The 15,978-nt window shown below is 46.9% G+C and carries 8 protein-coding genes; 2 read left to right on the top strand and 6 right to left on the bottom strand.

Annotated elements, in window-relative coordinates; genetic code table 11:
* Nucleotides 1-36 precede the first annotated feature (36 nt).
* The 6 genes from AB5062_RS07355 to AB5062_RS07380 form a co-directional block, all read right to left on the bottom strand.
* Nucleotides 37-342: a hypothetical protein gene (locus AB5062_RS07355; RefSeq protein ID WP_005852893.1), complete on the bottom strand. Its 306-nt coding sequence runs from the start codon at nucleotides 340-342 to the stop codon at nucleotides 37-39.
* A 284-nt stretch (nucleotides 343-626) separates the two neighbouring features.
* Nucleotides 627-2,009: a sigma-54 dependent transcriptional regulator gene (locus tag AB5062_RS07360; protein ID WP_057280210.1), complete on the bottom strand. Its 1,383-nt coding sequence runs from the start codon at nucleotides 2,007-2,009 to the stop codon at nucleotides 627-629.
* Nucleotides 2,010-2,110: 101 nt separating this feature from the next.
* Nucleotides 2,111-4,678, bottom strand: coding sequence for an ATP-binding protein (locus AB5062_RS07365; protein WP_008667667.1), 2,568 nt, complete (start codon nucleotides 4,676-4,678; stop codon nucleotides 2,111-2,113).
* A 13-nt stretch (nucleotides 4,679-4,691) separates the two neighbouring features.
* The gene (locus AB5062_RS07370; RefSeq protein ID WP_022508662.1) at nucleotides 4,692-6,002 is read right to left on the bottom strand and encodes an MATE family efflux transporter; all 1,311 of its coding nucleotides are present in this window, start codon (nucleotides 6,000-6,002) and stop codon (nucleotides 4,692-4,694) included.
* Nucleotides 6,003-6,095: 93 nt separating this feature from the next.
* The gene (locus AB5062_RS07375) at nucleotides 6,096-7,340 is read right to left on the bottom strand and encodes a pitrilysin family protein (RefSeq protein WP_005852901.1); all 1,245 of its coding nucleotides are present in this window, start codon (nucleotides 7,338-7,340) and stop codon (nucleotides 6,096-6,098) included.
* 12 nt (nucleotides 7,341-7,352) lie between these two features.
* Nucleotides 7,353-8,198, bottom strand: coding sequence for a peptidylprolyl isomerase (locus AB5062_RS07380; RefSeq protein WP_032952700.1), 846 nt, complete (start codon nucleotides 8,196-8,198; stop codon nucleotides 7,353-7,355).
* A 708-nt stretch (nucleotides 8,199-8,906) separates the two neighbouring features.
* Here AB5062_RS07380 and AB5062_RS07385 point away from each other — a divergent pair.
* Both AB5062_RS07385 and AB5062_RS07390 read left to right on the top strand, forming a co-directional pair.
* Complete coding sequence (locus AB5062_RS07385) at nucleotides 8,907-13,556, top strand: translocation/assembly module TamB domain-containing protein (RefSeq protein WP_032952699.1); 4,650 nt, start codon at nucleotides 8,907-8,909, stop codon at nucleotides 13,554-13,556.
* Nucleotides 13,553-15,910: a BamA/TamA family outer membrane protein gene (locus tag AB5062_RS07390; protein ID WP_032952698.1), complete on the top strand. Its 2,358-nt coding sequence runs from the start codon at nucleotides 13,553-13,555 to the stop codon at nucleotides 15,908-15,910. Before AB5062_RS07385 ends, AB5062_RS07390 begins: the two co-directional genes overlap by 4 nt.
* Nucleotides 15,911-15,978 lie beyond the last annotated feature (68 nt).

Consider the following 15,978-nt stretch of genomic DNA (forward strand, 5'->3'; position numbering starts at 1 on the left):
CAGCATTCCCTTTTCTTACTTTTAGGCATCTTTCATTTACTTCAAAACTTCTCCGCTTTCGCTGAAAAGTACAGTGCTTTCAGTTCCCTCTTCATCAGTTAAAACAACCTTGTAAGTTTTAGTTCCATCTTCGTTCGCTTCTACGGCAGCTTCTTTGATAGTAGATTCTGCATAGTTCTTTGTGATAGCTTCCTGCACGGCAGCCGGAAGGTCTTTCACTTCAATAGGGGTAAAATCATTTATCATAGTTACGGTCACAGAGTCCACCATAAAGTTGTCGGCGAATGCTGCTGATGTTCCTAATCCCATTACCAATGCTGCTGCAACAAATAACTTTTTCATAATTGTAGGTTTTTACTGTTAATACTATGTTGTTTAGTTTTCTCTGATAACAGAAAAACAATATCTGTGCCAGAAAACGGGATTATTCTTTAAAATGTTGATATTTAGTAAATTGCCTTCGATTGGGATGAAAGGAAGATGGGAAAAAGTGTGGAATATGGGGAATATCTTGTGGAATTATTCCACATGACCGATGGGGGAATGGAGTATATACTGTAAGATTGTGCCCTACTGGAACAGCAGGGGTAACAGCCTTACGGTACAGTAGATTCTTGTTGGTAAAGTTATTGAATATCGTACAGCTTCAATTTGTTATATAAAGTTTTCCGGTCTATGCCTAATAAGATGGCGGCTTTACTTTTATTATTTCCTGTCTGCTTCAATGCCTCAAGGATACGTTTCTTTTCTGTCGCTTCATCATGCAGGCTGAATGTCTGCGGACCGGCGGACCTTATAGGTTCCTGCAGCTCATAACCTAATTCGGCAAGGGTGATGAAGTTGCTCTGTGCCAATAGGGTGGCACGTTTTACTATATTTTTCAATTGCCGGAGGTTTCCGGGCCATGAATACGTTTGTAAAGCTTGGCTGGCAGCGGTATCAAACCCTATCAGCTGACGGTCCAGTTCCCTGTTTGCCTGATCCAAAAAGAAATTGGCGAATAGCAGGATATCTTCTTGCCGCTCTTTTAATGCCGGCATACGAAGGGTGAATTCATTGATGCGGTGGTAAAGATCTTCGCGGAAGTTTCCTTTTTCAATGGCCTGTTGCAGGTTCTCATTGGTAGCACTGACCAGTCGCACGTCTACCTCTATTTCTTTATTGGAGCCGACCGGACGGATACGTCTTTCCTGCAAGGCACGGAGCAACTGTATCTGTACTTCATAACTTAAGTTGCCTATTTCATCCAGAAACAAAGTACCTCCGTTGGCTTCTACGAATGCTCCTGTTTTGTCGTTTAACGCCCCTGTGAAGGAGCCTTTGACATGACCGAAAAATTCGGAAGCTGCCAGCTCTTTGGGGATAGAACCGCAGTCTATGGCAATGAATGGCTTGTCGGCCCGTTTGCTTAGCTGATGAATACGGTGCGCCACATACTCTTTACCTGTTCCGCTAGCACCGTTTATCAGCACGGACATGGGGGTGGGGGCTACCAGACCTACATAATTGTAGAGTTGGCGCGCTGCCTCGCTTTCCCCCTCCAGAAAATTAGAGGAAGGAACGGTTGCACTGTGGGGAACGGCTTTGTTCTTAGATGCTTTGGGCGCGACTGTGTTCTTTTCTATTCCTACCGGTGTGGGTAAAGCTTTGTTTTGCAATGCCTCATTAATTTTCTTCAGCAACTCATCCGGTTGTATCGGCTTTGAAATGTAATCACTGGCTCCATGTTTTATAGCCTGTACAGCGCTTTGGATGTCAGCATAGCCTGTCATGATGATGAGTGGGATGTTATATTTCTGTTCTTTCATCCATGAAAGCAAGAAGATACCATCTTGATCAGGCAGGCGCAGATCAGACAAAACAAGATCGTATGGTTGTGCATCCAGTTGTTTGCGTGCGCGCGCATTACTGCTTGCTGTATCAACCGAAAATCCTTTTTTACCCAGCCAAGTTTTCAACATGGTGGCAAAAGTCAAGTCATCTTCTACTATCAGAATGGAATGTGGCATCTTTATGTGGTTTTTATTCGTGCAAAAATAAGCTTTTTTCACGGTGTACCGAAACACGGACTCTATTTCTAATACCTTTTAACTTAACAGGGCTTAATTCTTCATGCTTCATTCGGTATTTCGATCTGCTTTTTTGCTTCATCAATTACTTTTTCTATTTCTTCTATTATAAAGTTTGTTTTCTCTATCGCTTCTTCACCGATTTCGGTTGTCCCTCGTCTTTGTTCCATCCATGTCAGTGCAGGAATGCAACGGGTAGCTCCCAGCATGGTGAACAGTGGCAACAGTTTATGAGCTATTGCCGTGATGTCTTCCATATTCTTTTTCGCCAATGCTTCTTCCATACACTCTCGGTTCTTTTTTGTTTCGCTGATGAAGGTACGGAGTATTTCTGAGGCTGCTTCCGGATCATCTTCCGAGAAGGCGGTCAGGGCGGAGAAATCCAACGTCTCTTGTTGGGGATGATTTTCTTTGGCCGGTGCTATATGGGGAGTCGGATTTCCTGTGGCGGGTACATCCTTTCCTGTGACCTGGAAGATGGCTGTAAACAATTCGTTTATGGTGAAAGGTTTGTGCAGGCAACCGGCAAAGCCATGTGAACAGAAATAATTTTCGTCCATATCGCTACGGGCGGTCAGGGCGATCACCGGCAGGGTTTGCACCCATGATGTGTCCAGCGTGCGGATGGCTTTCAATAAGTCGAATCCGTTCATGGCAGGCATTTGTATGTCCGTGAGTAAGACGTCGAAGCGCTTTTCTTTCAATTGGTTGAGGAGCTCTTCGGGATGATGGCAGCAGGTCACAGTCACTCCGGGGCGTTCCAGCATGGCGGTGGTAAGCTGTAACTGTATGCGGTCGTCGTCAATTAAAATCAGGTGAATCGGCTCACTGTCTTCGCGTGGAGTGTCTGTTTGCCGGATCCCGGTTGCGTCAGGGGAAGCAGGAGTATGTTCTGCTCCCGGTCCGGAAAGATTTTCATCCGGATGGGAAGGACCCTCAGGCAAAGGCAGATATACATGGAAGCAGCTGCCTTTGTCTTGTTCGCTTTCTATCTTGATATCCCCTTCGAGCAGAAGCACCAGTTTACGGGTGATGGCCAGTCCCAAGCCGAATCCTTCTTGTCCTTGTGCATTATGGAGCCGGGTGAATTCCTGAAAGATACGTTGTTGCTCTTCTTGGCTGATACCGCATCCTGTGTCACTGATACTGAAATGCAATTGGCCGTTTTCCAATGCTGCCCGCAGGGTGATGCCTCCTTCTTTAGTGAATTTCAGTGCATTGGATAGCAGATTCTCCGCTATTTGGCGGATACGGAACGGGTCTCCTATGTATACGCGGTTCAATGATTCGTTGCAATGATAGTTCAGTTCCAGCTGTTTGGAGTCTGCCATCGGTTTGAAGCTAATATAAATGGTGTCGAACAGTTGATGGGGGTTGAACGATACCTGGTTGACGTCCATTTTATGTGCATCCAGCCGGTGGTAATCCAGCAGGGATTTGACCAGGCTGAGCAGGTGATTGGCTGAACTCTGCATATTGTTCAGATAGAAACGCTGGCGTTCTTCGGTAGTGATCCGCTCCAGCAGGTCGGTATAGCCCAAGATGGAACCCACGGGAGCTTTGATATCGTGGGTGATGGTCAGCATTAGTTTTTCACGCGCCGCCAATAAGTCTTCGGCGCGACGTTTGGCTTTTTCCAGTTCTCGGCGGTAGTGGTTGCTGCGAGTGATGTCTCTCCATATCAGGACCAGAAAGAAAATAGCCAGAACCACAGCGACAATGGCGATTCCCGCCACTGTGCGGATAGAGCTTTGGCGAATATATTCCTCTTGTATATGTTTGTTTTGGGCCAAAGCTTGCTCTTCCTCCTCTATAGTACTTAATAGCTGATTGACTTTCTGACTTAGTTTCAAGCCGCTGAGGCGCAGGGACTGGGTGCGGCGATTGACCATTTCCATACGTTCTTGTTGGGTATCGGTTACTCGGCTCTGTATGTTTTTCAACATGGTGACCACAGTATCTGCCGGACTGTATGCCTCGGTCAGCGTATCGGTATATTCTTCCTGAATCACATTGTTGACCTGTGTGGAATCTGCTTTTCCGGGCGAGAACACTTCTCCCAAACGTTTGAAGAAGCTTTTGGGCTTTTTACGAATAATATAAGAATTGGTGTGTGTGATTACTTTTTTTCGTACATGGGGAAGGCTGAGCAAGGAATCTTGCTGGGCGATCAGTTCGTCTATATGCTGTTTGTAAAGTATATCTGTCCCACCGTCCTGAATTGCTTTCAGCAGGTTGCGCATATTCCGTTCTTTATCCATGAAAAGCATTCCTACAGTATCCAGTCGCGCCAGTTGTATGCTGTCTGTCAGCAACGTGCGTAGGGAGTCAAGTGCCGTGGTGGCTTGTTTCATGGCTCGTTGGTATCGGTAGTATTGTTCTATTTGTCCCGTACTGAGCGATTGTCCGATGACTTCCGCCTGATAGAGCTGGCCGATAATTTGGTTGGTGACATGGCGCCGTTGGCTCAGGATGGCTTCATCATCACCGGTTCCGGACAGTGACTTCATTTCTTGATAGATATATCCGATAGATATAAAGAGCAGTGCAGTCAGCAGAATATAGCCGAATGCAACTTTCAGCTTGGTGGAACGGTTGGGCAGGCTCATGGTAGTTTTATTTTTATTTCGTATCACGGTTAAAGCGCAGGTAATAGAGTATTCCGGCTGTAGTCAGTCCGAAAGGAAATGCCATCCATATTCCTATGATTCCCCAATCCATGATGAAACCGAAAAAATAGCCGGCCGGCAGGGAGATAAGGAAATAGGCGATGAATGCGATATACATCATGGGTTTCACATCTGCGATTCCACGAAGGGCATTGGCGAAATTTATCTGTAATCCATCACCAAACTGGTAGATGATGAACGGAATGATAAGTTGTGCTACCATTACGCTGACCGCCGGACTGTCGCTGAACCATCCTCCCAGTTCGTTACGCAGCAGGAAGATGGGCAGGGCGCCTATCAGTGCGATGAGCAGCATGATATGGAATCCGGCGTATGCAGAGCGCCTGACGTTCATCCGGTCATTCTGTCCGCGGAAGTTGCTAACCCGCACGGCAACGGCTGCTCCCATGCCATAATACATCATAAAGCAGATTTGGGAAATGGCGAGCATCACTTGGTGGGCCGCCAGAGCAGTAGTCCCGATCCATCCCACCATAATGGCACTGAGACTGAACGAAGCAGTTTCCATTCCCATCTGCATGGCAATGGGCCATCCCAGTTTGTTCAGGTGCAGGAAGTCTGCCCGGTTGAGCGTATTGTGTAGAAATCCTTCTTTATAAATATGATAACGTCGGGTACAGAAAAAAATGACGGCGAACACGACCACCATCATGATACGGGAGGCCAATGTGGAAATTCCCGCTCCCAGCAATCCCATTTCGGGCATTCCCAGTTTACCGTAAATCAGAATGTAGTTGCCGATAATGTTCATTACATTTCCTGTCAATAAGATCCACATGGAAACGCGGGTATCGGTTATGCCGTCGGCAAATTGCTTGAAACCGTTGAAAAGCAGTACAAACAACAAGGATATCAGCAAAACGATGAAGTAGGGACGCATTAAAGGCAGCAGTTCTTCGGGTTGCCCCAGTCGGTGGATATTCAGATAAAGTATCCACATGATGAGTGTGAGCAATACGGCCAGCAGTGTGTTGGCAAATAGGCTGTTCTTCAGCATTCGTCCCACTACATGGGTTTCTCCCCGTCCGAACAGACTCCCTACGATAGGAGTCAGCCCGTATGAGAATCCGGTAGCGAAAATAATGGCCAAAGTAAACATATTGTTGACAAAACTGGCGGCGGCTAATTCATTCGTGCTGTGATGGCCTATCATCAATGTATCGGCAAAACCCAAAATGATGACACCTATCTGGCCGATAACGATAGGGATACCTAAAGTGAAAAGTGCTTTGTAATGTTGCATGGTTAATAAATTGCTAATGTGCCAATATGCTAATTTGCCAACTGGCTGTGCTGTGTTCCGCATGGCGCAGCCAGTTGGCAAATTAGCATATTATCAGGTCGGCAAATTACTTTTATAGTAGAGTGTGGAACAATTTTCTCGCACAAATGTTTTTTGTGCAGCTTCTTTTATCTGGCCGGCAGTGACCGAGCGATATTTGTTTACTTCATTGTTAATATCTTCCGCTTTGCCGGTCAGTTCAAAATAAGCCAGATTGGTAGCCACATTCAGGTAATTCAGGTTATTGAATATCTGTTCGCTTTCATAGCGGTTCTTTACTTTTTCCAGCTCGTCTTCATCCACACTTTCTTCTGTCAATGCCTTCAGTTCCTGCCATACGGCAGCTTCGGCAGCTTCCAGCGTGACGCCTGGGGCGGGTTTGCCGGTGATATGGAACAATCCCTCGTCAATGCTGCCCGATATATAGGCGTCGATACTGTTGAATACCTGTTTCTCTTGTACCAGATGCTGCACCAGACGGCAGGAACGTCCGCTGCTCAGCAAGTCGCTTAGCATATCAAAAGCATAGTAGTCGGGATGGCGTCGTTCACAGATATGGAATGCCATAAAGAGCGCGTCTACAGGCACGTTCCGCTCTACTGTCAGTCGGCGTTCCTCCGTTTGCCGGGGTTCTGCCGGCAGTGAGCGGGGGGCTACGTTGCGGCGCGGGATAGGGCCGAACCACTTTTCAGCCAATGTCACTGTCTCTTCAAAAGTAATATGTCCCGTTACAGCCAGAATGGCGTTGTCCGGTGCATAATATTTAAAGAAAAAGGCTTTCACCTCTTCAAGGGTGGCATTGGCTATGTGGCTGATTTCTTTGCCGATGGTAGGCCACTGGTACGGATGCACCTTATAAGCTAGGGCGCGTAGCAGATGTGAGGCGTCTCCGTATGGCTGGTTCAGGTTCCGCTGTTTGAACTCTTCGATTACCACTTGCCGTTGCACTTCCAGACTGCGCGGGTTAAAGTCGAGGGACAACATACGGTCACTCTCCAACCAGAATCCGGTTTCCACATTCTGACGAGGGAGGGTGATGTAATAATTGGTTATGTCATTATTTGTCCATGCGTTGTTTTCGCCTCCGGCATTTTGTACCGGAGTGTCATAGTCGGGCACATGGACGGAACCTCCGAACATCAGGTGCTCAAACAGATGGGCGAATCCGGTATGATCAGGATCTTCATCGCGTGCGCCCACATCGTACAGTAGGTTCAATGCCACCATCTGAGTCGTATTGTCCTCATTGTGTATCACACGCAGCCCGTTGGACAAGGTGTATCGGTTAATGTTAATCATCTGAGTTGCAAATTACTGAATACTTGCCTTGAGAATCCGGATATTCTCTATAGGGCGGTCTGCGCGGTTCGTTTTTGCTATTTCAATATTGTTCACTACTTCAATACCTTCGGTTACTTCACCGAATACGGTATAAGAACCGTCCAGGTGGGGAGCGCCGCCTATGGTGCTGTATGCTTTGATCTGTTCGGGGGTGAAGCGGAATTTCTCTTCTTTGTCCGCCAGCTCACGGGCTTGGGCTTCCAAGGTGTCCTGTAATTCCAGTAACCCGGCATTGTCTCCTGCCTTGCGCATCTTGTATATTTCCTTCATGTGCTGGCGTGCCAGACTGTCGAACAGAGCCTCTTCACGCTGTTCGTTTATTTTGTTCTCCATGCCCAGCAATTGCGGTTCGGTGAACTTGCGTCCGGTAACAATATAGAACTGGCAACCCGATGAAGCCTTTTCGGGGTTCACATCATCACCCTGGCGTGCTGCCGCCAATACTCCTTTCTTGTGGAAGAATTTCGGATTGAACTCAGCGGGAATGGTGTAACCCACATCACCGCTGCCCAGCATGGCAGTATCCGATGCGTTTTTGCTGTCCGGATCGCCAGCTTGGATCATGAATTGTTTGATAACCCGGTGGAACAATGTACTGTCATATACTCCTTCTTTTACCAGTTTGATAAAGTTATCACGATGTTTCGGCGTTTCATTATACAGGGCCACTGTGATATTTCCCATGGTGGTTTCCAGTTTTACCAAGGTACGCTTTTCATTTTCCATATGATGATTTGTTTGTCTTTTCGAGCCGGCGTTGCATGCAGTCAATGCAATGAAGGCCAGGCATATTAGTAAAATTTTGTTTGAAGTCATGAGCTATTTTTTATTTATCGGACAAAGATAGGAAATAAAATTGAGAGTAAGAGCGGAAAAGCGAAGAAAGGAAGGATAAAAAAGGGAGAGAGCGGAGGAATACTTCAGACGTAGACGCGGCAGATCCAGGTCTTTTTTCCTCACAAACGTGCGTGTTCTTATAATTTGTAGAGAAGAAAAGTAAATGGGGCAGAGTGAGGGGAAGAGAAGCACCGGAAAGAGAAAAGACGAAAGAAAATAGATAAAAAGACTGGCGGCAAAACCGGAAGATGATAAGACTTGAAAAAAGAAAATTAAAAAAGTTTCTGAATAACATGGTTTGCATAAGTATTGAAATTTGCATTGAATAGTAGTATGGCATCCATCGTTTCAGAGGGAAGTCTTTGATGAAGGATGCCGGATTTATACCATATCATAATATGCGCGCACGTGTGTGAGAAAAAGGAACTGCGTCTACGTTGGAAGTAGCTTCCGTCTTCTTGGAAATCTGTCGGCTTGTCCGTATTGTTCATATTATGGGAACAGACGGGAGAGCTGAAAGATTTAAATTTTGCGGGGGTAAGATTATAGATCTTTCCTAGTGGCAACAGGTAGTCCGTAAGTTCTTTTTTAATAAATTATGGGAAACAAAAGATAAAAGCTGCGTTCTTTCAACCATTATGCCGATAAAATTGTTTAAATTTGCAGGAATACTTGTACAGACACTCGATGAAGAAAAAATATGTTCGTTGGACATTGTGGACGATAGCATCTCCGTTCATTCTGTTCATCATTTTATGTATATTGATTTATTTGCCACCTATTCAGAATTTTCTGGTGGACAAAGCTGCTGTATATGCCTCGGAAGCTACTGGTATGAATATCTCCGTGGGACGTATCTCTTTGTCTTTTCCGTTGAATCTGGTGGTGACCAATGTAGATGCTGCTTCCCCGCATAATGATACGTTGCTCAGTGTACGCCGCCTGCAAGTGAATGTGCAGTTGCTGCCACTGCTGAAAAAGCAGGTGGAAGTGGATGGCATATCCCTGCAAGGAGCCACAGTGAATTCTAATGACTTGATACATGGCATGAAGTTGAACGGTACTTTGGGGGAATTGTTCATTTCCAGTCATGGAGTGGCACTGGACCCCGAAACTGCCATCGTTAACAAAGTCTTGTTGAAAGATACGGATTTATCTCTCTGCCTGAATGACACTGCTGCGGCCGATACGGCTGCAAGCGACACCACTTATTGGAAAATAATATTGCAGGATATTGATTTGCAGAATGTGTCCTTTGCGCTGGATATGCCTTTGGACAGCCTGTCATTGGCGGCTTCGCTGGATAATGCCATACTGCGCGACGGGCTGATAGACTTGCATAAATCGGCCTATTCGCTGCAAACGTTCCGGATAAAGAACGGACGTGTGCGCTACGACAGCGGGAAGCCGCTGGCTGCCGACAGCCTGCCCTCCGGACTGGACCCGTCCCATATTGCACTGACGGATATCGGTGTGAAACTGGACTCCCTATACTACGGAGGTAGGAATATGAAAGCCATAATCAGCCAGTTTGTGCTGAAAGAGCGTTCGGGAGTGGAAATCGTTTCTGCCACAGGGCGGATGGTTTCCAATGACAAGGTGCTGCGTGTGCCTTCATTGAAACTGGAAACCCGGGATTCTTATCTGGAACTGAACGCTGCGATGGATTGGAATGCCTTGGATTTTAAGGATGAAGGCTTGGTGTCCGCACGGCTGATGGCTGATATAGGAAAGCCGGATGTGGTGAGATTCATGGGAAGTATGGATGAAAAGTTTATCCGGCAGTATCCTTCCGAACCCTTGCGCATCCGTACAGGGATCGACGGTGATTTGAACAAGCTGAAACTGACTACGCTGACTGCCGAGCTGCCCGGTGCATTGGGATTGTTCGCCCGGGGGGAGCTAACCCATCTGACAGACAGTCTGCTGCGCGGGGGGGATATCACTTTGGAAGCTGAAACCAAGGATTTGAAGTTTGTTTCCACGTTGGCTGAAGGAATAGAAATTCCATACGGAACGCGCTTGGAAGGCAAATTTACGATGGCGGGCACTAAAATGGGCACGGACCTGCTGCTGATGCAGCCCGAAGCCCAGGCGGTGGTTGCGGCCGATACTATTCCTATAACGGTTTATAATGACAGCATCTCCGTAGCGGATGATTTCAAGATGGAACGGGCAGCCCGTCTGTTTGCCAAATACGACTTGTCGCGTGACAGGTATGAGGCAGACTTGGCTGTCAATCATTTTGACCTGCACCAGTTTATGCCTGCCGATTCTTTGTACGCCTTGTCCACCCGTCTGAAAGTGGAGGGGGAAGGTTTTGACTTTTTCTCTCCCCGTACTTATTTCAATGCGGAGGGCGGCATAGACCGTTTCCATTATGGCAGTTATCATTTGACAGGAATTTCATTGGCTGCCGGACTGGAGAAATCGAAGGTGCATGCTTCACTGGCAGTGAAAAACTGGACCATGGATATTAAGGCGCATTTGGATGGTATCTTGAAACCTCATGATGTTTCGGGCGACTTGAAAATGGATGTGGCTCATTTGGATTGGCAGGCGCTTCATCTGATGGATACCCGTTTTCAGACCTCCCAGCACTTGGGTGTCCGCTTCAGCAGTGATCTCAGAAAAAGGTATGCCGTAGAGGCCGAGATGACAAATGCCACGATTGTCACTGCCAAACGTACTTCCCATTCCAAGGACCTGTTTGTCGGATTCAGCACTTCCAGAGATTCTACTTCTGCTTATTTACGTGCAGGTGACCTTGATCTGAGCCTGGAAGGAGCAGGGCACATTGAATCTATTTCCGGCAGGGCGGAGATGCTGATGAAGAAACTGACGGAACAATGGAATAGTAAACATATTGAGCAGGAAGAACTTCGGGAATTCCTTCCGGGGCTTTGCCTGAGGATATCTTCAGGTCCCGATAATCCGATAGCCAATTACCTTTCTATGATGGGGTTGTCATACACTCGTCTGTTTATGGATGTGGATTCATCTCCGGCAGAGGGATTGAACGGGGAGGCTTATTTATATGGATTGCGTACAGACAGCCTGACTTTGGATACCATTTATCTGGATGTACAGCAGGACCTGAATGGCATAAATATGTTGAGCGGAGTGGTGAACGGACCCAAACCGGGACAGGAGGCGTTTGATGTGACGCTGGAGGGAAATGTGGGAAACAACAGCGCCCAGTTGTTGGTTCAATACCTGAATGCCCGTAAAGAACAGGGAGTATATATGGGAGTGATGGCCGACCTGCGCCGCCACGGCATACGCATGAAGGTTTTTCCGGAGCATCCCACGTTGGTATACCGTCCTTTTACCGTGAATAAAAATAACTATATTTATCTGGCTGACAACGGGCGGATTCATGCAAATCTGGATTTGCATGACGAGCAGGGGACCGGACTCAGTTTCTATACCAATCGGGAAGATACCATAGCCAAACAGGATATGACGGTGGAGCTTTCACGCATCAATCTGAAAGAATTCCGGCGTATCCTTCCCTATATGCCTGATATGGAAGGATGGATCGGAGCAGAAGCGCATTATATAGATTCCGGTCCGTATATGATGGTGAGCAGTGATTTGCGTATAGATGAATTCAAATATGAAGGCAGTGCGTTGGGAAATTGGGAACTGGGTGGTGTGTATCTGCCCGGTGAGGCAAAGGATCATCATCTGGATGCCTATATACGCCATGATGGTGAGGAGATAGCTCATTTGGGAGGTATCTATCTGCCCGCGGAGGAAGGAACGGGAAGCCTGAGCGCGGATATAGCCTTCGAACATTTTCCGCTGAATGTCGCCAATCCGTTTGTGCCCGACCGCATGGTGGAACTGGACGGGGATATTGATGGAACATTGTCCATGAAAGGTGATCCGGCCAAACCCTTGCTGAATGGGGAACTGGCATTGGATTCCGTGACTTTCTTCATGCCGGAGATGTCTGCCATGTTCCGTTTTGATAATGAACCGGTGCAGGTGGTGAACAGTAAGATGATGTTCAAGGAGTTCGATATATTCACCAAAGGCAAGACTCCTTTTACCATTAACGGCGAGGTGGACTTCTCGGATTTGGAACGGACGGCGGTGAACCTTAAAATGCATGCCGAGAATTATGAGTTGCTGAATGCTCCCCGTACCAAGCGGGCTATGGTTTACGGCAAGATGTATGTGGATTTTAACGCAACGCTGCGCGGTCCTGTGGAGGAACTGGTGATGCGGGGGAACATGAACATATTGGGGAAGACCAATGTGACCTATGTCCTGAAAGACTCTCCCTTGACGGTGAACGACCGTTTGGGGGATATGGTAACTTTTGTCAATTTCAACGACACAACTTCGGTAGAGGAGTCCTCTGTCCAGCAAATCTCTTTGGGAGGGATGGATGTGGCCATGACTATGCATATAGACCAGGCGGTGCAGGCACGTGTGGATCTGGTGCCGGACGGCTCCAACTATATGTTGCTGGAAGGAGGCGGAGACTTGTCATTCCAGTACACTCCTCAGGGGGATATGTTGCTGACCGGGCGTTATTCCTTGATGAGCGGGGAGATGAAATACCAGATTCCGATTATTCCGCTGAAGACTTTTAATATTCAAAATGGCAGTTATGTGGAGTGGACAGGAAATATCATGAATCCGCAACTGAACATTACCGCGACCGAAAGGGTCCGTGCTTCGGTGGGCGAGGATGGAAAGACTTCGCGTATCGTCGGGTTTGATGTAGGGATCGCTTTGAGCCAGAGTCTGGAGAATCTGGGGCTGGCGTTTACCCTTTCGGCTCCCGAGGATGCGTCTGTGCAAGACCAGCTGAATGCCATGTCGGTGGAGGAACGGGGAAAACTGGCTGTCACCATGCTGGTGACCGGAATGTATATGGCTGAAGGAAACTCTACGGGAGGATTTAATGTGAATAATGCCTTGAACTCATTCCTGCAGAGCGAAATCTCGAATATTGCCGGGAAAGCACTTGATATCAATGTGGGCATGGAAACGGTGGATGACGCCGATAGCGGCGGGAAACGCACGGATTATAATTTCCAGTTCGCCAAACGTTTCTGGAATAACCGCTTCCGTATAGTGGTAGGCGGTAAAGTGTCTACCGGAAGTACGGTACAGCAGGATGAAACCTTTATTGATAATGTATCCATAGAATACCGCTTGGACAACAGCGGTACCCGGTATGTCAAGCTCTTCCACGACAAGAACTATGAGAGTGTGCTGGAAGGTGAGATCATAGAAACCGGTGTGGGTATTGTGCTTCGCAAGAAGATGAGTCACCTGGGCGAACTGTTTATTTTCAAGTCTAAGAAGAAAAAATGATTGTTGGAGATATGGAGAGAAAACATAACATAAACCTGTTTCTATTATCGGTATTGTTGCTGATGACAGTTTCCTGCTCTACTACCAGGAATTTGCCGGAAGACGAAACGCTATATGTCGGTGTGAAAAATATGGAGATTCTGAATGAAGACAAGACCCCTGCCGGTGTCCAGACCTTGGAAGAGGTGGAGGCTGCTTTGTCTTATCCTCCCAATAATGCCATTTTGGGAAGCAACTCCTTGCGTTTTCCCATTCCTTTCGGTTTGTGGATATACAATGATTTTGTGAAATACCAGGATAAAAAGGGGGTGGGGCATTGGATCTTCAACAAGCTGGGGTCTACTCCGGTGTATTTGTCTACGGTGAATCCGGAAACCCGTGTGAAGGTGGCCACCAATCTGTTGCATGATTATGGCTTTTTCAATGGTGCTGTGACTTATTCTGTAGACTCGTTGAAGAATCCTCGGAAAGCCAAGTTAAGTTATAAGATTGATATGGCGAACCCTTATTATCTGGACTCTGTCATGTATCTGAAATATCCTCCTCGCGCCGATAGTCTGATCAGGGCTGCTTATGACCAGAGGGTATTGCATAAAGGAGATAATTTCAGTGTGTTGAAACTGGAGGAGGAGCGCCAGCGGCTGAGTACCCTTTTCCGTAACAATGGTTATTATTATTTCCGTCCCGAATTCATTACTTTCCGTGCGGATACCTTGCGCAAACCGGGAATGGTCAGTTTGCAGGTTGTTCCGAAAGCTGGAGTGCCTGCCGATGCGAAAAGACCTTATTATATAGGGAATACTTCTGTTTATCTTACCGGATATAAAGGAGAGGAACCTACTGATTCCATCGTCTTTCCGGGAATGACTTTACACTATAGCGGTAAGAAACCCGGTATCCGCCCCGGAGTATTGGCTAAGCGCTTCTTTTACCAGAAAGGGCAGCTTTATTCTCAGGCCCGTCAGAATTTCACGCAGGAAGCCTTGGCGCGTTTGGGCATTTTCAAATTTGCCGAGTTCCGCTATGCCCCGCAAGATACATTGCCGGGGTGTGATACGCTGAATGTGCGGATGAATGCTACATTCGATTTGCCGTATGACGGAGAACTGGAATTCAATGTGACTACCAAAAGTACGGATCAGACTGGTCCCGGAGCGATTTTCAGCCTCTCGCGGAAGAATTTCATGCGTACAGCTGCCACGCTTTCTTTCCAGTTGAAAGGGTCATACGAATGGCAGACCAATTCTACGGCGGACGGGAACAGTTCTAAATTGAACTCATACGAGTTGGGGACTTCTTTTTCATTGGAGTATCCTCGCTTGGTGTTGCCGTGGATGAGTAAAAAAATGATGAGCTCGCGATTTCCGCAGCATACCTCATTCAAGTTGTATGCCAGTCAGTTGAACCGTGCCCGCTTCTTTAAAATGCTTTCTTTCGGTGGAACGGTGTCATACGATTTCCAGCCTTCGCGAGTATGGAAACATACTGTGACTCCTTTCAGACTGGCATTTAATACGTTGCAGCATACTACTACACGTTTTGATACGATAGTGGACAAGAACCGGAGCTTGAAAATCAGTTTGGGAAATCAGTTTATCCCAGCTATGAGTTATACGTTTACGTATGATAACGCCCCGTTGAAGAAACGCAATAATTTATGGTGGGAAACTTCCTTTACTTCGGCAGGTAATCTGACTTCGTTGGTGTATGCTGCTTTTGGGAAGGGATTCAAGGAAACAGATAAGAAGTTATTAAACAGTCCTTATGCGCAATTCCTGAAAATGACATCCGAAGTGCGTTGTTTGTTTAAAGTCGGAGAGAAACAGCATATAGCCACTCGTTTGATGGGGGGAATTTTGTATGCATATGGGAACCAGACTGTAGCGCCTTACAGCGAGCAGTTCTATATTGGGGGAGCTAACAGTATCCGTGCGTTTACAGTGCGCTCTATCGGCCCCGGTTCTTATCGTCCCGAAGATAAACAGTATGGTTATCTGGATGAAACCGGAGATGTGAAGCTGGAAGCGAATGTGGAATACCGTTTCCCTATCCTGGGTGATTTGTACGGGGCAGCTTTTCTGGACGCGGGAAATGTGTGGCTGCTGCGTGAACAAAAGAATGAGGAAGGTGAGAATATACGTCCCGGCGGTTTGCTTACTCTTCGTAATTTTGCTAAAAGTATAGCTTTGGGTACTGGGGTGGGATTGCGTTATGACCTTACTTTCCTGGTAATCCGCCTGGATCTGGGTATTGCTCTTCATGATCCGTATGATACCGGCAAGAAAGGATATTATAATATTCCTAAGTTTAAGGATGGACTGGGATTGCACTTTGCCATCGGCTATCCTTTCTAGAAATAGGGCTTGATTTGCGTCAAAAGGAGGGAAATGATTGATTTATGCTCGAATTTGAATGGAATGTA

It is taken from the genome of Phocaeicola sp. RTP21359st1_B8_RTP21360_211022, assembly GCF_040911965.1.
GTDB lineage: Bacteria > Bacteroidota > Bacteroidia > Bacteroidales > Bacteroidaceae > Phocaeicola > Phocaeicola vulgatus.